Annotated in this window: 17 protein-coding genes; 3 read left to right on the top strand and 14 right to left on the bottom strand. The window is 67.1% G+C overall.

From position 1 onward, the window contains the following. Window positions 1–13 precede the first annotated feature (13 nt). From AC1RRC_RS20925 to AC1RRC_RS20910, 4 genes are read right to left on the bottom strand one after another with little or no spacing between them, the layout of a single operon-like run. Window positions 14–505 carry an Hcp family type VI secretion system effector gene (locus AC1RRC_RS20925; RefSeq protein ID WP_493057463.1) on the bottom strand — a complete coding sequence of 164 codons (492 nt, stop codon included), beginning with the start codon at window positions 503–505 and terminating at the stop codon, window positions 14–16. Between the two features lie 34 nt (window positions 506–539). After that, entirely contained in the window at window positions 540–2,048 is a 1,509-nt protein-coding gene (gene tssC, locus AC1RRC_RS20920) for a type VI secretion system contractile sheath large subunit (protein WP_493057462.1), read from the bottom strand. Between the two features lies 1 nt (window position 2,049). Continuing rightward, complete coding sequence (tssB, locus tag AC1RRC_RS20915) at window positions 2,050–2,574, bottom strand: type VI secretion system contractile sheath small subunit (RefSeq protein WP_493057686.1); 525 nt, start codon at window positions 2,572–2,574, stop codon at window positions 2,050–2,052. A 15-nt stretch (window positions 2,575–2,589) separates the two neighbouring features. Continuing rightward, the gene (locus tag AC1RRC_RS20910) at window positions 2,590–3,162 is read right to left on the bottom strand and encodes a hypothetical protein (RefSeq protein WP_493057461.1); all 573 of its coding nucleotides are present in this window, start codon (window positions 3,160–3,162) and stop codon (window positions 2,590–2,592) included. Between the two features lie 152 nt (window positions 3,163–3,314). Between AC1RRC_RS20910 and icmH the strand changes: the two genes are divergently transcribed. Beyond that, on the top strand, window positions 3,315–4,061 hold the full coding sequence (gene icmH / locus AC1RRC_RS20905) for a type IVB secretion system protein IcmH/DotU (protein ID WP_493057460.1): 747 nt from the start codon (window positions 3,315–3,317) through the stop codon (window positions 4,059–4,061). A 103-nt stretch (window positions 4,062–4,164) separates the two neighbouring features. Here the strand turns inward: icmH and AC1RRC_RS20900 are convergent, their stop codons facing one another. From AC1RRC_RS20900 to AC1RRC_RS20880, 5 genes are all read right to left on the bottom strand, one after another. After that, a complete protein-coding gene (locus tag AC1RRC_RS20900; protein ID WP_493057459.1) occupies window positions 4,165–4,911 on the bottom strand; it encodes an OmpA family protein in 747 nt (248 codons plus the stop codon). Between the two features lie 15 nt (window positions 4,912–4,926). After that, window positions 4,927–8,712 carry a type VI secretion system membrane subunit TssM gene (gene tssM / locus AC1RRC_RS20895; RefSeq protein WP_493057458.1) on the bottom strand — a complete coding sequence of 1,262 codons (3,786 nt, stop codon included), beginning with the start codon at window positions 8,710–8,712 and terminating at the stop codon, window positions 4,927–4,929. Between the two features lie 81 nt (window positions 8,713–8,793). Then, complete coding sequence (locus AC1RRC_RS20890; protein WP_493057457.1) at window positions 8,794–9,540, bottom strand: M15 family metallopeptidase; 747 nt, start codon at window positions 9,538–9,540, stop codon at window positions 8,794–8,796. Between the two features lie 138 nt (window positions 9,541–9,678). Beyond that, entirely contained in the window at window positions 9,679–10,452 is a 774-nt protein-coding gene (locus AC1RRC_RS20885) for an alpha/beta fold hydrolase (RefSeq protein WP_493057456.1), read from the bottom strand. A 27-nt stretch (window positions 10,453–10,479) separates the two neighbouring features. Next, entirely contained in the window at window positions 10,480–11,694 is a 1,215-nt protein-coding gene (locus AC1RRC_RS20880; RefSeq protein ID WP_493057455.1) for an MFS transporter, read from the bottom strand. A 108-nt stretch (window positions 11,695–11,802) separates the two neighbouring features. Here AC1RRC_RS20880 and AC1RRC_RS20875 point away from each other — a divergent pair, with 108 nt between their 5' ends. After that, window positions 11,803–12,966: a citrate synthase family protein gene (locus AC1RRC_RS20875; protein ID WP_493057454.1), complete on the top strand. Its 1,164-nt coding sequence runs from the start codon at window positions 11,803–11,805 to the stop codon at window positions 12,964–12,966. A 6-nt stretch (window positions 12,967–12,972) separates the two neighbouring features. On the opposite strand, the gene AC1RRC_RS20870 is transcribed toward AC1RRC_RS20875, so the two are convergent. Genes AC1RRC_RS20870 through AC1RRC_RS20860 form a run of 3 tightly spaced genes read right to left on the bottom strand, consistent with a single transcriptional unit; the run spans window position 12,973 to window position 16,189 of the window. Then, on the bottom strand, window positions 12,973–13,776 hold the full coding sequence (locus AC1RRC_RS20870) for a ParA family protein (RefSeq protein ID WP_493057453.1): 804 nt from the start codon (window positions 13,774–13,776) through the stop codon (window positions 12,973–12,975). 42 nt (window positions 13,777–13,818) lie between these two features. After that, entirely contained in the window at window positions 13,819–14,529 is a 711-nt protein-coding gene (locus AC1RRC_RS20865) for a response regulator (RefSeq protein WP_493057452.1), read from the bottom strand. Between the two features lie 16 nt (window positions 14,530–14,545). After that, complete coding sequence (locus AC1RRC_RS20860) at window positions 14,546–16,189, bottom strand: ATP-binding protein (RefSeq protein WP_493057451.1); 1,644 nt, start codon at window positions 16,187–16,189, stop codon at window positions 14,546–14,548. 133 nt (window positions 16,190–16,322) lie between these two features. Between AC1RRC_RS20860 and AC1RRC_RS20855 the strand changes: the two genes are divergently transcribed. Further along, window positions 16,323–18,038 (top strand): cytochrome C, encoded by a 1,716-nt coding sequence (locus tag AC1RRC_RS20855; protein ID WP_493057450.1) that lies wholly within the window; start codon window positions 16,323–16,325, stop codon window positions 18,036–18,038. Between the two features lie 47 nt (window positions 18,039–18,085). On the opposite strand, the gene AC1RRC_RS20850 is transcribed toward AC1RRC_RS20855, so the two are convergent. Both AC1RRC_RS20850 and AC1RRC_RS20845 read right to left on the bottom strand, forming a co-directional pair. Beyond that, window positions 18,086–19,795: a methyl-accepting chemotaxis protein gene (locus tag AC1RRC_RS20850; protein ID WP_493057449.1), complete on the bottom strand. Its 1,710-nt coding sequence runs from the start codon at window positions 19,793–19,795 to the stop codon at window positions 18,086–18,088. Between the two features lie 111 nt (window positions 19,796–19,906). Then, window positions 19,907–23,164: a DUF748 domain-containing protein gene (locus AC1RRC_RS20845; protein WP_493057448.1), complete on the bottom strand. Its 3,258-nt coding sequence runs from the start codon at window positions 23,162–23,164 to the stop codon at window positions 19,907–19,909. Window positions 23,165–23,188: the final 24 nt, after the last annotated feature.

Genomic DNA, 23,188 nt, shown 5'->3' with positions numbered 1-23,188 from the left:
CTATACCAGCCGCTTACGCGATCCGGTTGGCGGCCAGGTCCCAGCCGCCCGACGTGTTGCCGCCGGCGCCACCGGTGATTTTCTGCTGCGTGTATTTCCAGCGCACCTTGGAAAACTTGAAACCCACGTCTTCCATCAGGATGTCGCCTTCCGCCACCGAAGGCGACACCGCGCCGATCAGCACATTTTCAATTTCAATTTCAAAGTACTTGATGCGCTCGCCCTGGCCATCCGCGCGCATGAACTCGATCTTGGCTTTCGGGATGGTGCGCCCGGCGGCGCAGGTTTGCAGCAGGATCGGCGACGCCAGGTCGGCCAGCTTGGAAATCACAATGTCACGGTGTTCGCAGCGTTCGGCCGTGTGGCCGCCGCCGGTGGACGCCGTGGCGGACTTGGGCTGTTCCACGCTCCAGTTCACGGATTTGCATTCGATCCATTCCTTGTGGCGCTCATCAGTGGATTCGCCCTTGATGCCATCGATGTGCAGGTAGACGTCTATAGCCATAGCATGCTCCTTGGGTGCTCAGGTTGAAGTGAAATTAGCGGTTGGTCGATTGCGGCAACTCCGCGACCAGTCGGAGGGAAACGGATAATTCATCAAGCTGGAAATGGGGCCGCAGGAACGACACGGCGCGGTACACGCCGGGCCGTCCCGGCACTTCGCTGACCTGCACCGACGCTTCCCGCAACGGATAGCGGGCCTTTTGTTCCTGGCTGGCGTTATCGTCCAGCAGCACATAGCGCATCAGCCACCGGTTCAGAAAGTCTTCCACGCTGGACGCGGCGGAAAAGCTGCCGACCTTGTCGCGCATCATGGCTTTCATGTAGTGCGCAATGCGCGACACGGCAAAGATGTATTGCAGCTGCGACGACAGCACCGCGTTGGCGTTGGCCGCCTCGGTGCTGTAGCGGCGCGCCTTTTGCGCCGACTGCGCGCCAAAGAATGCCGCATACGACGTGTTCTTGCAATGCACCAGAGAGATGAAGCCCAGGTCGCTGAGTTCCTTTTCGCGGCGGTCCGTGATCGCCACTTCGGTCGGGCATTTCAGCGCCACTTCCCCTTCGCCCGTCTTGAAGGTATGAGTCGGCAAGTCGTCCACCAAACCGCCCCCTTCCACGCCACGGATCGCCGCGCACCAGCCATAGTCGTCGAAGGCCTGCGCCAGCCGCGCGCCAAAGGCATAGGCCGCGTTGCACCACAGGTATTTATGGTGGTCGGTGCCATCGACTTCCTCGACAAAGTGGAAGCCTTCCACCGTGGTGCCGTCGACCGGATTGAATGGCAGCCGCCCCAGGTAGCGCGGCAGCGCCAGCCCCACGTAGCGCGCATCTTCCGAGGCCCGGAACGCCTTCCACTTCGCATATTCCACCGTATCGAACACTTTGGACAGGTCGCGCGGCTTGCCCAGGTCGCCGTAGCTCTCGAGGCCAAACAATTCGGGCGAAGCCGACGCCACAAAGGGCGCGTGCGCGGCCGCCGCCACGTGCGACATCTGCTCGATGAAATACATGTCTTCCGGCTGGCGCGAGATTTCGAAATCCCCCACCAGCGCGCCATACGGGGCGCCGCCAAAGGTGCCAAATTCCTCTTCATAGACTTTCTTGAAAATGGCGCTCTGGTCGAACTCGAGCGCGCTCTGGAAATCCTTGACCAGTTCGCGCTTGTTCGCATTGAGCATGCGGATGCGCACGTTCTCGCCGCTGGCCGAATGGCGCACCAGGTAATGCAGGCCGGTCCAGCTTTGTTCCAGCTTCTGGAATTCCGGCGCGTGCATGATGGCCGACAGCTGCGATGAAATCAGCCGGTCCAGTTCCGCCACCCGCGCATCGATGGTGGCGCACAGGTTGGGCGAGACCGTGACGGCGCCGGCCAGGACCTGCTGCACCAGCTCGGCGATGATGTCGCGCGCCCGTTCATGTTCCTGCGGCGATTTGGCGACGCGGCTTTCTTCCACGATGCGGTCCAGCAGGCCGCCCTGCTGTTCCAGCGATTCCAGCGTGTTCAGGTTTTCCAGTGGCGCATCGAGCGCCTGCAATTGGGCCGACATGTCACGCCTCCTTGTTCTCAGGACCTTGCGCATGCGGGCGGCCGCGCCATTGTTCGCGCAGTTGCTCCGTATCGGCCAGCACCTGCGCCAGCAAGTCTTCCAGCTTGTCGTTGCCGGCCAGCTTGTTGCGCAAGTCCGCCAGCTTGCCGCGCGCTTCCAGCAATTGCCGCAGCGGTTCCACTTGCCGCACCACGGCTTCCGGACGGAAGTCGCTCATGGCGCGGAAATCCAGTTCGACGGGAATATCGCCTTCGCCCCCCAGCCGGTTGGGCGCCGCGAAGCGCACCCGCGGCGCCACGCCAGCCAGCACTTCGTCAAAATTGTCCGCGTCGACGCCGATGAAGCGGCGCTCCTTGAGGCGCTTGGCGGGTTGTTCGGGATTGCCGCCAAAGTCGCCGATCACGCCGACCACGAACGGCAATTCCTTGCTTTCCATCGCTTCGCCGATTTCCACGTCATAGTTCATTTGCACGCGCGGCGCGCGCACCTTGCCGAGCCGCTTCTGGATACTGTCGCTGTTGGTCATCATCGTTCTCCTGATTTACTTGAGGGTGCCGAAGGGATCGGAGGTGCCTGTTTGCGCCGCCGGTTTGCCAGGCGCGGCGCGTTTCACGGGGACGGCTTTCTTCACCGGCACGACCGGCGGCGGCACGTCTTCGCCGACGCTGGCGCGCAACTGGCGGGCCAGGTCTTGCGCCTCGCTGCGCGTGGCGCCCTGCAAGCTGTTTTGCGCCTGCAAATCCGCATACGCCGCCACCGACAGCCGCAGGCCGCTGGCGGCCAGCAGGCGGCCTGCCTGGCCATCAAGCGGATCGCGACGCAAGGCTTCCTGCGCGTGGCTGATCGCTTCCGCATACTGGCTGCGCTCGTACCGGAACTGCGCCATGGCCAGCCAGGGCGCCTTGTCGGCGGGGTAAGCGGCGGCGGCGTTTTTCCAGATGGCCAGCGCCTGTTCGGCATGGCCGGCGGCGGCGGCGCGCTGCGCGTCCGCGTGCAGCGATTCCAGCGCAGGAGGGGGTGGCGTTCGCACCACGGGATCGTCGGCGGCGCAGGCCGACAGCAACAGCGCACAGGCGCCGCCGGCCAGGCCGGTGATCAGCGGTTTGGTGGTCATGATGGGCTCCTTTCACGGGGTGGAAGCCATCATGCAGGCGTGTCACTTGGAAACAATTGCGATCGCGCAATTTCTTAGTTGCGCGGCCGCAAGTCCGGGCCGCCGCCGCGCCGCTGTAATGGGGCTTCCACGCACACACAAGGGGAGCCATCATGAGCACACGGATCGAACGGCGCAGCGCGCAGCGGGAAGCGCGCCTGCTGTCGCTGGCGGATTTGCTGCATGAGGGGTTTTACCTGCTGCACTTGCTGAAGCAGCGCCATGCACCGGGCACCCTGGAAGACTTCCAGCAGCGCATCGTGCGCATGCTGGACGATTTCGAACGGGAAGCACGCCGCCTGCACGCCCACGGTGACGATATCGACGCCGCCAAGTACGCCTACTGCGCGGCGCTCGATGAAATCGTGCTGTCATCGGAGTTCAGCCTGCGCGGCGCGTGGGAGCGCACGCCACTGCAATTGACGGTGTTTGGCGACCAGTTGGCCGGCAAACACTTTTTCGAGCGGCTCGAAGCGCTGCGCGGCAAAGGCGCCGTGCGGCTGCAGGCGCTGCAAGTGTTCCATATGTGCCTGCTGATGGGCTTCAAGGGACGCTATGCGATGGATGAGCGCGACCGCCTGTCCTGGGTCACCGCGCGGCTGGGCGATGAAATCGCCCACATCAAGGGCCGTGGCCGGGGCTTTGCGCCGCAAGCGCCGCGTCCCGACCAGGTGGTCCACCAGTTGCGCCGCGATGTGCCGGCATGGCTGCTGGCGGTGCTGTTGCTGGCGACGGCGGGCGGCGCCTATGGCGGCATGCAGCAATCGCTGGCGCGCGAAAGCCGGCAGCGCATGGCGCCGTATGACCATGTCGTGAAATTGCCGCCGCAGCCAGCCACGCTCACCATTACCCTGCCCTGAGCCGGCCGCAGCGCTTCACCATGCCACTGGCACCATTCCGTAGGGCGGTTCGCTTGCGAGCCGCCATGCCTGCGCAGCCCGTGCGCCCGCGGATGCCGCGCACTCAACCCGCCACATTAAACTCGATCCGCCGGTTACGGGCCCGCCCCTCCGCCGTCCCGTTGTCCGCCACCGGCCGGTCCGGTCCCGACCCCGACACCGCCACCGTGTCCGGATTCACGCCCTTCAACGCAAGATAGGCCCGCACCGCCTGCGCGCGCGCCTGGCTTAACGCGATATTGGCGCCGCGCTGCCCCACGTTATCGGTATGGCCGGACACTTCGATCTTCGCGCCCTTCAGTTGCAGGATCACCGCCGCCATCTCGTCGAGGATCGCCATTCCCGACGGCCGCAAGGTCGCCTGTCCGCTGTCGAATTCAATGATGCGCTGCGCCAGCACCGCATCGAGCATGCGCTGGCCCGGCGCCACGCGCAATTCGGTGCGCAAGGTATAGCCGGGCGCCATGGCGGCGGACAACTCCTTGCCCGCCTGCGCGCGCGCCGCGTCGGACGCCACTTCGCCCCGCACCGCCACCGCCGCCCCCTCGACTTTCAATTCCCCCTTGCCGACCGCCTGCAGGCCGGGGCCCAGCAGCCGTTGCACTTGCGCCGGCCAGCCGGGCGGCGCCAGCACCGGTCCCACCACCAGCCGGTCCGTGACGGCGCCAGCCCCGTACAGCGTCCGCAGGCGCTGCACAATGGCGCTGCGGGTGGCGTCATCGGGCACGGTGCCGGACACCGCCACCTGGCCGTATGCGAGCCCCAAAAACGGCCCGCACAGTAATACCGACAGCAACAGAGAATGCTTCATAGTTCCTCCATTCGATCATGGGTTGGCCGCCTGCGCCACCGCCGTCCCCGGCTCACGCCCCACCACCGCTTCCGGCAACTTCAATCCATACAAACCTTGCCGGTTGCCGTCGCTCCCCGCCTCCGGACTGCTGACCACCTTCAAATCCAGCGCCACCGTCACGCCGGCGGCGCTCCACTGCAGGGTATGCACGCCGCCCTCCTTGCGCTGGCGCTGCGCCGCATCGATCATGCGTTTCAAGCCGAACTGCCCGGCTTCATTGAACAGCTCGACGGTGCGCCCATCCCTGGCCAGCGCCGTGATGCGCGCCCCCGGCACGCCGCCGCCCGGCCCCGGGTGCACCATGCCATACCACTGCGGCGCGGCCGTGGCTGCGGCGGCAGCCGGCATCTTGTGCCGCAATTGCTGGCCATCGATTTCCACCGTGTATTCCGCCGCGTCCGGGGAAGCGTGCGGCATCAGCTGGAACACGGTCTGGGCCGCGCCTTGCCCCATGCCACCCGCGCCGGGCGGCGCGATCCATGCCGGCAGTTGCGCCACCGCCTGCGGCGTCAGGGTGATGCCCATGTCGGCCCAGGTGCGGGGCGCCAGCACGTCGCCGCGCCGTACCGCCAGCGGTCCGATGGTGGACGTGACGAATTTCGCGATGACGCCGGACGGCCCAAAGAATTCCGCGATTTCAGCGCTGGCCGCTTCCACCCGCGCAGCCGGCGCAAACGGATATTTGCCGGCCAGCGAACGGTTGAACGGTTGCGCCACCTGCACTTGCCAGGTCTGGTTGATTTCCGCTTCGGCGGGGCCGACCAGCGCGGCAAAGACTTGCATCAGCGGGCGCACCAGCAGGGGCCGCAACAGCTGCTGCTGCGCGGGCGAGGCGCCCGCCAGCATTTGTTCATCGATATGGCGCAAGGCATCGGCCAGTTCGGAGCCGCCCCCCTCGAGCGTCTGGCGCATCAGCAGATGCGCGGCAGGCCCCGCATCGCCCTGGTTTTTCATCAGGATCAGCCGCGCCCGCAGCTTGGACAACGCCGCCATATAGCCTTGCACCGGTGGCGCGCCGTCGCCTTGCGCGGCAAACTGGCGCGCCAGCAGCGACAATTCACGCGCAATCACGCCCGGCGCCACCGCCCCGTCCCCGGCCGTGGCAGCGGATGGCAGTGGCGGCGAGCCGCTCAACGCCGCCGCGCGCCGCCGCGCCTCGCCCACCAGCCAGCCGGACCAGCCGCTGTCGCCGGCGGCGGGCGCCGGGACATCCCATGCCGTCTGCTCGTGCGCGGCGGCCAGCACTTTCAGCAGCGGCGACAGTTGTGGGTCGCCAAGCCGCTGCATGGCCGCCGCCGCCCCGGCGACGCCCTGCAGCGGCGCCACCGACACGCCTTGCAGGAACTTGCGCCAATGCTCGATGTAGTCGGCCTTGTAGCGCTCCACCAGCGCCTTGCGAACCTGCTCGGGACTGCCTTCCTGGCTCAGGTCATCGCGGCTGTCCGCCTTCAGCACCCAGTCGCGGCTTTGCAGTTCGCCATTGGCCGCATCGCGGATCGCCGCGTCGACATACTGGCGCCACGCGTCGCGCGTGTACGCGCCGGGCACGGCATAGCTGCCTGCCACCAGCGCCTGGTCTTCGGCGCCGACGAGATGGGCCACCGTCACGGAGGGATAGCGGGTGCCGGCGCGGGCCCGGATCGCCGCATACACCCGGTCGCGCGCCGGCATGCCGCGCACCGCGCCGCGCAGCGCAAGGCGGGCCTGTTCCACCAGCGCCAGCCGGGGCGCAATGCGGGGCCACGCCGGGTCCCCCGCGTGCGCGGTATAAAAGGCCAGCAGGCGCTCCGCGCTGCGGATCAGGTGCTCGCGGGGCATGGCGCCCTGGCGCGATTCCAGCCAGGCGCGCCAGTGCCGCGCCAGCTGGTCGTTCAGGTGCGCGCTTTCCACCCGGGCCGGGTCGGCCAGCATCAGGTAGGCCTTCAGGGCGTTGTAGCCTTCATCGGCGCTGCTGTCGGCGGCGTTCTTGTGAGCGGCGGCGTCCCCGCCGGCCGCTGTGCCCAGTGCGGACAACTGCGCTTCCAGGCTAACCGCCACCGGCAACAGCATCACGTCGCGCGCACCGTTGAAATACTCCACCCGCAGCTTGCGCTCCAGCGCATCGCCCTGGTACAGCCCCAGCCCGGTTTCCCATGGCCGCTCGCGGCGCAACTGTTCCAATTGCGTGATGCGGCTTTCCAGCAGCTCCAGCGCTTCGAGGCGCGACTGCAAATCGTGGCGGCCCGCCTGCAGCCGCTGCGCCTGGTCGAGGTCCGCCTGCACCTGCCCGACCAGCCGCAGGTTGGCCTGGTACGACCAGGTCCAGCCGGCCAGCAGCGCGCCCAGGGCCAGCAAGGCCACGGCAAAGGCGGCATAGCGCAGCCGCATGGCGTTGCGGCTCGCATAGTGCGTGACCAGCGCACGGTCGGCGAAGATCACGTCGCGGAACAATTGCAACAGGAAGTAGCCGCGCTTCGCCCCGGCATCGGTTTCCGGCGGCGCGCCCGGTGGCGGCTCCTGCCAGGCCAGCGCAAAGCGTTCGGCAATCCGGCGCGACTGGGCGCTGGCCGGTACGCCGTCGCGCAGCGCGCTGGCAAAATAAAAGCCTCGGAACACCAGGCCGTCCTGGAACGGGTTTTCTTCAAACAAGGCGGCGATGAAGGTCCGTGCCGCGGCCCGCAGCGCCGTGAATTCCAGCGGGAACGCCAGCACGCCCGGTTCCGGCGCGCCACTGCGCGGCTGCGCCAGGATGGCCACGCCCATTTCCTTGATGCCCTCCACCAGGCCATCGTAGGCATGGTCGAAAAACGCCAGCACTTCGCGCACGGCGGCGCGCCGTTTATACGGCATGGTGGCGCCCCAGGCCCGCTCACGCTCGCCATGGTCGGCTTGCGCAAAGAATTCGCTGAAGCCGGCAATATGGTCGGCCTTGGTGAACAGCACATACACGGGCGTAAACACTTCCAGCCGTTCCACCATGTCCTGCATGCGCAGGCGCAGGCCGCGCGCCAGCTGCAGCGCCGCATCCGGGTCGCCGCGCAAGACATCGACACTGACGGTCACCACCACGCCATTGACGGGCGCGCGGGGCCGGTGCTTCTTCAGCAAATCCAGCAAGCCGCGCCATTCATCGCGGCTGCCATCCTCAATAGCGTAGCGGCCTGCCGTGTCGAGCATGATGCCTTCGCGGGCAAAGTACCAGTCGAGTTGCGTGGTGCCGCCCGGCGCCGGCGCCATATGTCCGGCTTCGTAGGGGAATTGCAGGCCGGAATGGCGGATGGCGCAGCTTTTGCCCGCGCCCGGAGTGCCGATGACCAGGCACCACGGCAATTCATACAGCGCGCGGGCGCCGGCCAGTTTGCCCATGCGCGACCCGCGCAACATGGCGACGGCATCCTGCACGCTGTTGCGCAAGGCTTGCACGGCCGCGCTGTCGAATGGTGCGCCACCGCCCGCGCCGGCGTCCGCATTGGCGTCCGCGCTGGCGGCTGTGTGGACTGCCGCGCCGGCATCGCCGCCCGCCCCCGCCGCTGCGGCAGTGGCCAGCCCGTTTGACAAGGTTGCCCCTGCCGGCGCGCCGGCGGCCCACCGGCGCCGCAGCCAGCCGGCGAAGCGCCAGGCGCCCCACGCCAGCAAAGCCAGCGCGGCCAGCACGCCGCCCCATAACGCGGCGGCCCGCACGGAATCCGCACCGAACACCGCCAGGGCGGCCAGGACGGCAAAACACAGGATGGCGAGGTGGCGGCTGTCCGCCAGGAAGTTCCACAGTCGTCGCAACATGGCAAGCCCGCAGGGAAGCGCCGTACCGGCGAGGGTCCAATGTTGCCAGCGGTTATGTTCGAGCTACTTGCGTCAGCGCAATTAATTCCCAGTGGAATGCAATTCAACGTGACCGAAATCCATCATGGCCCACCGCCCTCCCCATTTCAGTCCAACCGCTTCGGCGGTTTCGCCATACAGGCGGTAGCCGCGCATGGCCCACGGGTCCCGTTCGGAAATCACCAGCTTGCCATCGCGGACAAAGGCGCAATCGGCGGCCCGGCCAAACTGGTGGTGGCTCTGGTAGGCGCGGGCACTGGTCACGTGTGGTCCGGCCGCCGCCAGCTGGTCCTGGCGCTGCGGCGAACGGTAGCCTTCCAATAGCGCCATGTCATAGCCGTGCTGTTCGCGCATGATGTGGAACACCCGCAGCAGGCGCTGGCTGAAGCCATCCTGCAGCAGCGCCCAGTCGCGGCTGGCCCCGGCCAGCATCGGCCGCACCAGCGTGACTTCGGCCGTGGTAAAGGCCAGCGGTGGCAACGGCAGCGGCGGCGCCAGGTGTTCGCCTTCCAGCAGTTGCGCCACTTGCAGGTTCACCGGACGGTATCCGGCGCCAGGCGCGATCCCGCCATCCCCCCCATGGTGCTGTGCACCGGATGCCAGCAGGGCCGCCAGCGGCAAGGCGCCCAGCAGCGCGGCCGCCGCCAGCGCCGCCGCCGCGCGGCGCACATGCAGCCGAGCGCCGATCGCCCGCGCCGCGTGCGACACCATGTCGCGCGCGGCGGGAAACGCCAGCAAGGCGCCCGCCATACCGGCGGACAGGAACAACAACAGAGAATACAGGACCATCGCGCACCTCCCTCGCCGCATCGTATGCGCGGCGCGGGGAGCGCACCCCGGCGCAGATCAAGCATGCTGCAGGGAAATACATGGCGCCATCAACGCGACGCCGCAAGGAGTGTGGCCGGGGCCTGCTTCACGGCGAAATCAGGCTGGCGGCGAAGAGGTCAATTCGCCAATAAACGCCGCCATCGCGGCCAGCGTGGCGTCCGGGTTTTCCAGGTGCGGGGTATGGCCGCAATCGGGCAGCATGCGCTGGCGCGCATTGGGCGCGCGGGCCGCGATGGACGCCAGCTGCGCTTGCGTGCCGTACTGGTCGCCTTCGCCCTGCAACGCCAGCACCGGGCACGCGATGGACGCCAGCACGCCTTCGATATTCCATTGCGCGAAGCCCGGGGCCAGCCAGGTATCGGCCCAGGCGTGGAATATCGTGCCGGTTTTACTGCCGTGGTAGCGTTCCAGCCCGCGCAGCTTGCCCGCTTGCCACGCTTCCAGCGCGGTGCGGATACCGGCCAAGGTGACGTCTTCCACGAACACATGCGCCGCTTCGGTGATCACGCCGAGCAGAGCGTCCGGCTGCGCGGCGCCATGCAGCAGCGCGATACTGCCGCCATCGGAATGGCCGATCACGATATATGGCCGCCCTGGCAGCAAGCGCGCCAGCATGGCCGGCAATTCAATCAGCGTGGTTTCGTGCAGGTAGTGGACGCTGCGCGGCTTCGTCAGCGGGTCCGACAAGCCATAACCGAGCCGGTCATACACCAGGCCCGGGCACCCTGCCAGCGCACACAGGCGCTGCGGAAAATCCTTCCACATCGCCACGCAGCCCAGCCCTTCGTGCAAAAACACCAGCACAGGCCGCTGTTGGGGACCGTCGATCCACTCCTCATGCAACCGTCCATACCCCTGCAATTCCACCATGATACCGGCTCCGCGTTGATCATCCCGCTACTGTGCCATAGCCGGCGGAATCGCGCGGCGCAGTCCGATCGCGGCATACGCCAACAGCACCGCGCCCGCCAGCGCCAGCGCCGGGGCCACGCCCGTGGATTCGGCCACCGCGCCCCATGCGGCGCTGCCCACGGTCTGGCCCAGCGCCATCGCCAGCAGGTACACCGACAAGGTGCGCGCCCTGACGGCGGAAGGAAAGGCCGATTGCGCAGCGCCATTCAGGGTCGACACCATCGTGGCCCATGCCATGCCGCCCGCCATCACCAGCGGCGCCAGCACGGCCGGATGGCGCACCAGCGGCAGCGCCGCCAGCATCGCGCCAAACAGCGCCAGCGACGCCGCCAGCAGCACATGGCGCGGATAGCGCGCCCGCAATGCAGGCAGGATGAAAGGCGCGGCAATCGCGCCCGCGCTGAGCAGGGCCATCAAGCCGCCATACATGCCCGCTTCCTGCCGCAGCACATCGCGCACGTACAGCGGCAACAGCGCCATGAACGCCACCGCCCCGAACAGCGCGCAGGCCGTATGGCGCAGCAAACGGCGGTAGTCCGGCGCGCCGAACGCCGTGCCCATGCCGCTGCGGAAGGCCGCCATGCTGATGGATACTCCGGCGCGCGGCGCATCCGGGCTGCGGTGCCAGGCGTAATACACGGCCAGCAGCCCCGTCATCGACAGCGCGGTAAACGCAAACAGCGGCGCGGCGCCGCACCACGCAAACAGCGCGCCGCCCAATGCCGGGCCTGCCGTGGCGGCGGCGTTGTAGCTGAGGTTATTCAAGGTGGCGGCGGCTTCCACTTCATCGGCCTCCACCAGCAGCGACGTCACCGCATGCCATGCGGGCCACATAAATGCCTGCGCTGTGCCCATCAGGAACACCAGCGCCAGCACGGCCCACGCGGACGCCTGGCCGCTGGCCGCCAGCGCCGCCATCAATGACGCGGCCAGCGCCCGGCAGGCATTGACCAGCAACAGCAGCCGCGCCCGGGGCACGGCATCGGCCACCACCCCGGCCAGCAAGCCAAACAGCAGCATCGGCGCGCTGGCCGCCGCCTGCACCAGCGCCGTCATCTGCGGCGACGCATCGCCCGACGCCACCAGCCACGCCGCGGCGAACGTCTGCGTCCACGTGCCGAGGTTCGACACCAGGTTGGCCAGCCACAGCTGGCGAAAACGGCTGTGCCGCAACGGCTGCAGCATGGGGATTTTTTGCATAGAATGGCCTCCAAAACAGGTGCGAACAGGTACGAACAAGTGCGGCCAGTCTGGCGATGCGGCGTTGCAGGGTCAATCTTGATCCGCGAAATCAATATAAATAATTTTATGAGCAAAACCATCACGGCGCGCGAAGCGGCGGCCATCCTTGGCGTCAGCCCCGCCACCCTGTATTCGTACGTCAGCCGGGGCTTGCTGACGTCGAGCAGCGACAGCGGCGCCCGCGCCAAGCGCTATGCGCACGACGACGTGCTGCGCCTGGCCGCGCGGCGCGGCGACGGCAAGCGCGCCGGCCATGCGGTGGCGGCGGCCATGAGCTGGGGCGTGCCGGTGCTGGAGACCCGCATTGCGCAAATTGATGACGGCCGCCTGACTTACCGGGGAACCGACGCGTGCGCACTGGCGCGGGATGCGCCCCTGGAACAGGTTGCGGCACTGCTGTGGCAGCCATGGCTGGACGATGTGCGGGGGGCCTGCACCACCACGCCGCATCAGGCAGCGGCCGCATCCCCTGTTCTTGCGAATGCCGCGCTGCTGGCGGCAAGCGCGGAACTGGCGCCCCTGCCGCGCGCCATGGCGCTGCTGCCGGTAATCCCCACGCCCGATGACGATCCGATGGCGCTGCTGCGCCTGGTGGGCGGGCTGCTGCTGGGCACGGCTGCGAGCGGCACCGCGCTGCACCTGCAAGCGGCAAACGCATGGCAACGCGATGCCAGGGCGGCCGAGCTGCTGCGCGCCGCCATGGTGCTGCTGGCCGACCACGAACTGAACAATTCCGCCTTCACCGTGCGCTGCGCGGCGTCGAGCGGCGCGGCCATGCCGCTGGTGCTGTGCGCGGGGCTGGCGGCATTGTCCGGCACCGAGCATGGCGGCCATTACGTGGTGGCGAAAACGCGGCTGCGGCAAGAGGCGGCGCGTCCCGGCATGGCCGCGATCGGCGCCATGACACCGGGCTTCGGCCACCCGCTGTATCCGGACGGCGATATCCGCGCCACGTACCTGATGGAGAAATTGCAGGAATACGATGCGGCGGCATGCGCGCCATATACGGCGCTGGCGGCACGGGCCCGTGCCACGCCGGGCGCGCAGCCGAATTCGGATTTCGCCCTGGCGGCGATGGAACTGGTGCTGGGATTGCCGGACGGCGCCGCGCTGGCGCTGCTGGCAATGGCGCGCACGGCGGGCTGGATCGCCCATGCGCTGGAACAGCGCGCCGATGGCCGCATGATACGGCCCAGAGCGCGCTATGTCGGGGAGTTCAACCCGGGCTGACGGCGCTTAACCGCGCTTGCGCTTCTTCGCGGTGCTGCTTTGCGCCGCTTCCAGCTCGTCATACAGCGCTTCGAATTCCTGCGACAGCTTGTGGCGCGCATCCATGTGGATCATCGGCAGGCGGCGCTCGTGCGACTCGCGCACCTTGACGGAACTCGACAGTTTGCTGCCCAGCACCGGCAAGCCTTCCGCCAGCAATTCGTCGACCATGCGCTGCGGCAGGTTGGCGCGCGGCTGGAACTGGTTGACGATGATGCCTTCGATTTCCAGCGCCTGGTTATGGTCCGCCTTGATTTCAGCGACATTGTTCATCAAGGTGTACAGCGCCTGGCGCGAAAAATCGTCGCAGTCGAACGGAATCAGGCAGGTATCGGCCGCGATCAGCGCCGATTGCGTGAAGAAGTTATAGGCCGGCGGGGTATCGATGAAAATTTCCTCGTACTCCTTTTCCAGCTCGTTCAACGCGTCGCGCAGCTTGTAGATCTTGTGGCGCGATTCCAGCTTCGATTGCAGTTCGCCGATTTCCGGATGCGACGGCACCAGCGACAGGTTCTCAAAACCGGTTTCATGCGCATAGCCGCGCGCCGACAGCGAAAACACCATGAAATTCAGGGTTTGCTCGAAATAGCCCGCGATCGTCGGGGTGATGTCCTTGGCGTGGTCGCCCAGCAGGTAGCGGCTGGAATTGCACTGCGGGTCAAGGTCGATCAGCAGCGTTTTCTTGCCGCGGTTTGCCGCGATCGCGGCCAGGTTGACCGCAATGGTGGACTTGCCGACGCCACCCTTCTGGTTAAAAATCACTCGTTTCATGACGTCCCTGCCCGTTGGTAAATGTTGGTCCAGCGGGGGATTTTAGCAGAGTGGCAATTCGAATCTGTAGCCGACGCCATACACTGACTGCAGGCTCTCCGCCGCCACCGGCTTGACCGCCAGCTTGCGGCGGATGTTCTTGATGTGCGAATCGACCGTGCGGTCACTGATGTCGCGCTGGTCTTCGTGGGCCACATCGAGCAATTGCTGGCGCGAATACACGCGGTCCGGATGGTCGATCAATTCGGCCAGGATGCGGAATTCCACCGGCGTCAGCGACAGCGCGGCGCCGGACAGCAGGATGCGCATGCGCTCGCGGTCCACCGCCAGCAGCGGCGCGCTTGCCTGCTGGGCCGGCGCACCGCTGTTGGCCACGCTGTTTACCGTTGCGCGGCGCAATTGCGCACGCACCCGCGCCACCACTTCGCGCGGGCTGAACGGCTTGCAGACGTAATCGTCGGCGCCCGCGTCGAGTCCCAGCAGGCGGTCCACCTCATCCACCCGCGCGGTCAGCATGATGATGGGGGCCTGGGAAAACGCGCGCACGGCGCGGCACACTTCCAGTCCGTCCAGGCCCGGCAAGTTCAAGTCCAGCAGCACCACGTCGGCGCCATCGGCGCGCAGCGCCTCCACGGCCTGGGCGCCATTCATGATGCGGGTCGCGCGGTAGCCCGCGGCTTCCATGTAATCGCCCAGCAGCGCCGAGATTTTCGCGTCGTCTTCAACGATGACGATGTGTGCCACAAAATCCATTCCATTCCTTATCGATTTAATCCTGCAAAACCGGCAGCGTGATGCGGACCCGGATGCCGCCATGCTCCGACGGCAGCGCCGCGATGACGCCGCCATGCGCTTCCACCAGCGCCTTGCAGATGGCCAGTCCCAGCCCGCTGCCGCCCCGTTCGCGCGTGCGGGCCTGGTCCACCCGGTACAGCCGCTCGAACAGCCGCGCATGGGCGCCGGCCGGCACCCCGGGCGCGCTGTCGTCGAGCGTGACTTCCGCCTGGTCCTGGCGGCCATCGTGGCGCACCCGCAGCGCCAGCACGATCACCCCGCCACGGTCGGTATAGCGGATACTGTTTTCCAGCAGGTTGACCACCACCTGTGCCAGCCGGCGCGCATCGCCCTGCACCATCACCGGCTGCGGCGGCAATTCCCAGCGCAGCGCCAGCCCCGCGGCGGCGGCGCGCGCCTGGTAGCGTTCCGCCAGCGGCAACAGCACCGGCTGCAAGTCCAGCGCCTGCATCTCGAAATGCAGGTCGCCGGTATCGGCCAGCGCCAGCTGGTGCAAATCGTCCACCAGCTTGGCCAGGCGCAGCACTTCCCCATGCAACGACTCCAGCGCCGGCTGGTCGGCCTTGCGCACGCCGTCGATCAGCGCTTCGATTTCGCCCCGGATCACGGTCAGCGGCGTGCGCAATTCATGCGACACATCGGCCAGCATCTGGCGGCGCTGGGTTTCATTGCGCTCCAGTTCATGCGCCATGGCGTTGACATGCAATGCCAGCTCCCCCAATTCATCGCGGCTCAGTACCGGCGCGCGCGCCGCCAGTTCGCCGCGCGCCAGCCGCGCCGTGACGCCGTGCAGCGCGGCCACCGGCCGCAGCATATGGCGCGCCAGCGCCGCTGCCAGCGCCAGCGCCGCCAGCAATAGCGCGCCGGACAGCAGCAGGATGTCGCGCGTTTGCGTGCGCAGGAAATTGGCCGCTGTCGTGCTTTGCCCGGCGGACTGGCGCAACAGCAGCAATTGTACGGTGCCAACCTTGCGGCCGTCGACCATGATCGGACGTACGATGCCGGGCGGCGGATCCGGCGGCCCCACCAGCGAGGCGCCATATTCATCCTTGACCGTCAGACGCGCGGCAAACGCCATCGGATCCTGGATTTCACGCGGACGGGGCGGACGCTGCGCCTCGGCGCGGCGCGGCGGGCCATAGGCGCCGCGCTCTTCGCCGCGCGGCGGCCCCCGGCCCTCCGGGTCGTCCGGCGGGCCGTCACGCAACCCTTCGCGCTGCCCCTGGCGGTCCGGCGGGCCATAGCCGCCACGGTCACGGTCACGGTCGCGTTCACGCTCGGGCCGGCCATCGCCGTCCCTGCCGCGCCGGTTGCCCGGCGCATCGGCTTCCATCTTTAATTGCGGCGACATCTGGTCCAGCACATCGCGCATGGCGCGGGGCCGGTGGCGCAGCCATTCGAAATCGCCTTCCCGGCGGTAGCGCTCCGCCAGCAGCCGGCTGACCTGGTCCAGGTCTTGCTCCTGCATCTCGTTCAGGTAAGCGATAAAGCCGCGCTGCAAATTGGCGTTGGTCAGCCACGCCATGGTGCCGATGCACAGGAGGACGATCAGCGCCACCGCCAGCGCAATCTTGCGCGCGATGGTGAGGCGGATGACCGGTGGCTGGAGAGGGCTCATGCCGCCATCATACCTGCCGAATGTGCAGTAATTGTGCAGGCGTGGCGCAATTTCCCCACGAGGCTCCCCTCCATTTTTGCTCCATATTCCGGGTCCACGATGTTTCCTGCGAGAACCTAACAAGGAGACTTCCATGCGCCCCACCCAACGCTTACGCCCCCGCCCGCACCACACCCGCTGGTTGCCCGCCGCACTGCCGATGGCGCTGCTGGCCGGATTGCTGTCCGCTTGTGGCGGCTCGACCGACCAGGCCAGCGTGGCCGGCGTCCGCCAGGGCGGCGCCGCCACGGCACCGGCCACGGAGGACGTCCCGGCTGGCGCCGCCACCTCCACGGACACCGCCTCTGCCACCATCACGGCGGCCACTGCGGACACCGCGGCCGATCCCGCCGCCGCCGAAGCCGGCAGCGGCGCCGCAACAGCATCGGCCACCACCGTGGCGGTCCGCCGTACCGCGCAGGGTGCGCCCGTGCCACCAACGCCGCAAGCCAATGCCGACGGCACGGCGTTGACGTCCACGGCGGCCGGCTTTATCGACACCGCCAATCCCTTCTTCACCCCGATGGGCAATGGCCGCAGTTGCGCCAGCTGCCACGCGGAAAACAGCGGCTGGAGCGTCACCCCCAATCATTTGCGCCTGCGCTTCGCCGCCAGCGCCGGCGCGGACCCGGTGTTCCGCGTAGTCGACGCCGCCAACAGCCCGGTTGCGCCGGCCGCCACCCTGGACCAGAAACGCGTTGCGTACAGCATGCTGCTGACCAAAGGCTTGATCCGGGTCGGCCAGGCCATCCCGGCCAATGCGGAATTCACCCTGGTGCGCGCCGATGATCCTTACGGCTACGCCAGCGCCAGGGAACTGTCGCTGTTCCGCCGCCCGCTGCCATCGGCCAACCTGAAATTCATCAGCACCATCATGTGGGATGCGCGGGAAAACCGCACCGTGACGGCGGGCACCGCCGACGCCAACTGCATCCTCAATGCCAACCCTGCGCTGTGCTATGCCGGCGTCGACAGCGGCTTGCTGACACAGGCGAATGACGCCGTGCGCGGCCACGCCGAAGCGGCGCGCGACCTGACGGCGGCGCAACAGCGCGCCATCGTCGATTTCGAGGCCAGCCTGGTCACGGCGCAGCTGACCAGCGGCGCGGCCGGCAACTTGGCGGAGGCCGGCGCGAGCGGCGGCCCGGCCGCGCTGGCGTCGCAAGCCTTTTATTTCGGCATCAATGACCTGGAAGCCGGCGACTACCGTACCCGCGCCACCTTCAACCGCAACGCCATGACCCTGTTTGGCGCGTGGCGCAATCTCGATGCCCCGGCCCGGCCCACGCCGGGCCAGCGCCCGCCTGCGCAGCCCGCGCCAGCCAACGCGCAAAACGCGGCGCGCGCGTCGATTGCGCGCGGCGAGCAATTGTTCAACAACCGGCCCTTCACGATCAACCGCGTGGCGGGCTTCACGGACCAGTTGCGCGTGGCGAACCGCGTCACCTGCTCGAGCTGCCACAGCGCGCCCAACGCGGGCAGCCATTCGACGCCGCTGCTGGTCGATATCGGCGTGGCCGATGCCCGCGTGCGCACGCCGGACATGCCGCTGTACACCCTGCGCAACAACGTGACCGGTGAAACCGTCGACACCACCGACCCGGGCCTGGCGATGCAGACCGGCCGCTGGCGCGATATCGGCCGCATGAAGGTGCCGACCTTGCGCGGCCTGTCAGCCCGCGCGCCATTCTTCCACAATGGTTCGCAAGCCGACCTGGCGGGCGTCGTGCGGTTCTATGACCGCCGGTTCCAGATCGGGCTGACGCAGCAGGAAGTGGCGGATCTGAGCGCGTTCTTAAGGGCGCTGTGATGGTGGCATGGCGCAGGCCTTGATGCCTGCGCCGGTCCGTTGACAGCTTAAGCAGCCAGCAACTCTCTTTCCTGGCGCGCACCGCCGCGACGGCGCGGCGGTTCTTCATGGCTACCCTGCGCGGCCGTCCTGAAATACGAAATCGCCGCCTGCAATTCCTCCGCCCGCACACTCATTTCCTCGGCGGTGGCCGCCAGCTGCTCGGCCCCGGCCGCATTGTGCGACGTGGTTTCGCTGAGCTGGCTGACCGCCACATTGATCTGTTGCAGCCCCACGTTCTGCTCTTCCGACGCCGCCGTGATTTCCTGCACCAGGTCCGAGGTGCGTTTAATGTTCGGCACCATTTCAGCGAGCAGCTTGCCGGCCCGCTCCGACAGCTGCACGCTGCTGCCGGCCACCTGGCCGATTTCCTGCGCCGCCACCTGGCTGCGTTCAGCCAGTTTGCGTACTTCCTGCGCCACCACGGCAAAACCCTTGCCATGCTCGCCCGCCCGCGCCGCTTCAATCGCCGCGTTCAGCGCCAGCAAGTTGGTCTGGTAGGCGATGTCGTCGATGATGAGGATCTTGCGGGCGATCTGCTGCATCGCTTCCGCCGTGGACTCCACGGCCTGGCCACCCTCCTTCGCTTCGGCGGCCGCGCGCGACGCGATGGCGTCGGTGACTTTCGCGTTTTCCGTGTTTTGCGAGACCGACGCCGTCATCTGCTCCACCGAGGCGCTGGTCTGCTCCACGCTGGCTGCCTGCTGGTTGGTGGCTTGCGACAGCGATTGCGAGGTCGAGCTGATTTCTTCCGATGCCCGCGCCAGCGCGCGCGCGCCGCACGCCACATCCAGCACCACCGCCGACAGCTTATTGGTCATCTGCTTCATGGCGTACAGCAGGCTGCCCGTATCGCCTTCACGCAACTGCAATTCCACCGCCAGGTTGCCTTCCGCGATATGGCGCACGATATCGGCCGCATAGGCCGGTTCGCCGCCCAGCTGGCGCATCAGGCTGCGGTAAAGCCAGAACATGGCCAGCGCCGATACTGCCACGGAAAAGCCCAGCAATCCCAGGGTACGCTGATACGCAGCGCCCGCCGCCGCTTCGGCTTCCTTGACAGCGCGGCCGGTGCGCTCATCGAGCATTTGCAGGAATTCGTTCACCGGCTTCATGATCTTTGCCTTGTTGCGGTGATAGGCGGCATCATGGGTCAGCTTGCGCGCCATCTCGGCGTCCGGCGCGCCCTTCTTCGAGTAGCCGCCCTGGTCATCCCGGAACAGCCCCTTGACGGCATTCATCGCCACGGTTTCCGCCTGCACCAGGCCATCCGATTGCGCGGCCGCTTCCTGCAGCTTGGCCAGTTCCTGCTGCGTAAAGCCGGCCCGCTTCATCAATTCCAGCAAGGGCGCGGACGCGCCGCCCGCGTTGGACGGCGTTTCGCCGGCTGCCACGAAGTCCCAGTAAATCCGCTCATAGTTTTGCGGCCGCGGCTTTTTGCCCTGGCGGATATCAAGGATGTCGAAGTACTGGCGCTCGAACGCGGCATCGCCCGTCACGACGAAGGTGCGGGCCAGCCGCGTCAAATCATCGGAGCTCTGGCGCAGTTCATCGGCCAGCAGGTACGACTGGTAGCGCGCCGCGTGGGCGGCGCTGACGCGGTCCTGCGCGCTGGTGATTTGCAGCAGCCCCCAAAGGGTCAGGCACGCCAGCGCCGCCACCAGCACGACGAACAGGCAAATAGTTTGCTTCAACGACAGTGACCGCGTCCGTTTCATCCCACCCCTCCAATAGCTACATTTGCAGGAGGGTAACGATAGCGGTGCGCGGGCGGCGCGCCACCTGTACTTTGGTACAGGCGTTGTTGCCGCACAACCGCCGCGCCGGGATCAGCGCAGCGTGAATTCCGCCTTGCAGGCGCCTGCTTTCGCCGCGGTCAGGAACATGCGCTCGGCCGGCACACCATGCTTGAGCAACCATTCCTTGGCGGCCTGCGCGCGCTTGTGCGCCAGCGCGGTCAAATCATCGTCATCGATGGTGATGGCGGCCAGCATGGCCTGCTCCATCTCCGCCGGCGGCACCGTCTTCTGCAGCCCCAGCGCGTTGCGCGGCTTCGGCAGCGGGTCCGCCGCATAGGCGCGCGCCAGCAGCGCCGGGCGTTCTTCCGGCGTCACCGTCACGCCGCCTTCCGGCGCCGCCTGGTTGCGCGCCTGCAGGTCGCGCACTTTCACCTGGCGCAGCTTGCGCTCCAGCGCCAGGTGGCGCAGCGCGCCGGTATCGGTGGCCGGATCATAGCGGCCGCCGATATCGAGCCTCAGTCCCGGCCGTTCATGCAGCGCCCTGGCCAGCGGCGCCAGTTTTTCTTCGCGCGCCGCCGGCACGGCAGTCTGGCCGGCGTCAAACACCAGCGCCGCCATGTCTTCGCCACTGCCGCCAAACAGCGAGGCGATCAGGGTAAACGGGGCCGTCACGGTTTTCATCACGGCATTGCCGATCACCTGCATGATGATGCCGCCCAGCGAGAACTGCGGATCGTCGAGCGAACCGCCGATCGGCACGTTGATGTCGATGACGCCGTTGCGGTCGGACAGCAGCGCCACCGCCAGTTGCACCGGCAATTTGGTCGCCTCCGGATTCGTGCTTTCATTGCCAAAGGTCAGCTGGTCGAGGATCAGCCGGTTTTCCGCCGACAGTTTGCGCTCTTCCAGCTTGTAGCCCACTTCAAACGACAGCTTGCCCTTCTCGATGCCATAGCCGACATACTTGTCCGCATACGCCGACAAGGCCGCCAGTTCCATGCCGCGCACGTCGGCTTTCAAGTCCAGATACAAATCCTTGCGCAGCGGATGCACCTTGCCGGCGATCGACAATGGCGCACTGTTGACATTGCCTTTGATGTCCACATTGGCCAGCACCGACGGGTCCGACGTCAGCCCGGCCACCACACCGCCCAGGTCTTTCAGGTTGGCCGTGTAGTTCGGCTTGATGAAGTTATCGGTGAAGCGCACGCGCCCGCCCGACAGGTGCAGCTGGCCAATACGGATGGGCGGCATCGGCGCGGCGGCCGTCGCGGCAGCCTTGCCGGACGCCGGCTCCCGCGCCGGCTTACCTTGGGCAAGCTTGTCCTGCGCCACCTTGTCCTGCGCGGCTTTGCCAGGCGCGGTCTTGCCCCGCGCCGCCGTGGGCGCGGCGGCCTGCTTCCTCGCATCCTGCGCACGGTTTGTCGCATCGGTCAGGCTGCGGTCTTCATTGGCGGCGGTCCGCATCACGTCCTGCACGTTGATGCGGCCGTTCGGGTCGATAATCACGCGCGCAAAAAAGTCGGACAGCGCCACCTTGTCGATGTTCACCGCCAACGGCGCCAGTTGCACATCCATGCCGCCAAACGCCAGCGATTTCCAGCTGAGGAAATCCGCGTCATTCAAGCGGTCCACCGTGGTCAGGCGGTCGATGCTGGCGTCGCCTTTGTAGCCGCCTTTCATCACCCCGCCTTCATCGGCGAGTTTCAAGCGTCCCTTGGCCGACACGGCCGCCTGCGCCACGCGCAAGTTCACATGTTCGGCGATCAGCGTTTGCAGCGGCTGCAAATCGAGGTTTTTCAGTTCCAGCGCCAAGTCCGCATCGAACGGCGCGGCAACCAGGCTGCCGGCCACACCCAGCTTGCCGCTGCGGTTGATGGTGGCGGCCAGGTTGATCTCGCTGCGCGACGCCGGCGCATTGGACCAGCCTTTCACCGTCAGTTGCAGTGGCGACAAGGCCAGCGCCAGCGGCTGGCTTCGGCTCTTGTCATCGACGTTGATGCTCCACCCCTTGACGTCCATGGCGCCGACCTGCACCTGGTACGGCTGGCCGCCATCGGCCTGCGGCGCCGATGGCGCAGGCGGCGGCGCCGTGCGCGCGCCTTGCGCATAGGTCAGCGCGGCGCTGCCGGAAACCGCTTCCGCCACGTCCACGGTGCGCTTGCCGGTATCGACGGCAATCCCGCGCACATCGAGGTCGAAGCGCTGCACCGCGGCTTGCAGCGCCGTGTGCGGCGTGGCGTCGCCATAGCGCAGCGCCGCGTTGCGGATCGCCACTTCCTTCACGGCCACCAGTGTCGCCGCTTCCGGCTTGTTCCCTTTGACGGGCGCCGCCGGCGGCAGCAGACGGTCCAGGTTCAACTGGCCGCCCGCGTCGCGCTGCACCACCGCATCGAGCCCCTCCAGGCCGACTTTGGCGATCGCATAGCGGCCCGCGAACAAGTCCAACTTATCGAGCTGGGCCGACAGGCGGGCAAACTTCAGCACCGGCGCGCCGCCGGCATCACGCAAGTCCACATTCGACAGCGCCGCTTCACCGCCCAGCGCCAGTGACGAGCCGCCGGCCTTCGGCTGCACGAAATTGGCCGTCAGGCGCGCATCGAGGCGGGCGGACGGCAGTTTGAAGCCGGGCTTGAATGGCAGGTAACCCAGCAGTTGCGGCAGCTCCAGCTTGTCGAGCCGCAGTTCCGCCGCGAATTCGCGCTGGGCGGCATATGGCCTGGCCTTGCCCTGGATATGCAGCGGTGCGCCATCGATGGTGGCCGACAGCAACGGTTCGACAAAAACATCGATGTCCGCCGGCATCGATGAAATGAACGGCAAGCCCAGTTGCAAGCCTTCCACGCGGTGCTGCGCGCGCGCCGGCTGGTCGTCAAACGCGATGCGGCCATTGGCCAGTTCAATGTTATTGACGGAAAACAGCGCCGGTTCCGGCGAGGACGGCTGCGCGGCCAGCCATTGCAGGATGTCATCGATGCTGTATTTGCCGTTACCGGCACGCACCAGGTGGACATATGGCGCCTGCAGGCGCACTTTTTCCACCACGGGCGCCAGGCGCCGCAGCGATTGCCACGACAGGTCGGCGTCAAGCGCCTCGAACGAGACGAATACTGCCGAGCCATCGGGCTCCAGCAGCTTCACGTCGCGCAGCGCGGCGGTCAACGTGAACGGGTTGAATGTGACTTGCCCGATGGTCAATTGGCGCTTGAACTGTTGCTGCGCCATCTTTTCCGCCTGCGATGCGACAATCGCGGGAACCGCGAAAAATCCCAGGCCGGCATAGGCGGCCACCAGGGCAGCGGTGGCGCCGGCCGTGATGGCGGCAATCCGCAGTTTTTTGGACTTCATGTTCTTCTTGTGTTGGTTGATGGC

The organism is Pseudoduganella sp. GW821-FHT12E03 (assembly GCF_058807115.1).
This window is presented reverse-complemented; position numbering and strand designations above follow the sequence as displayed.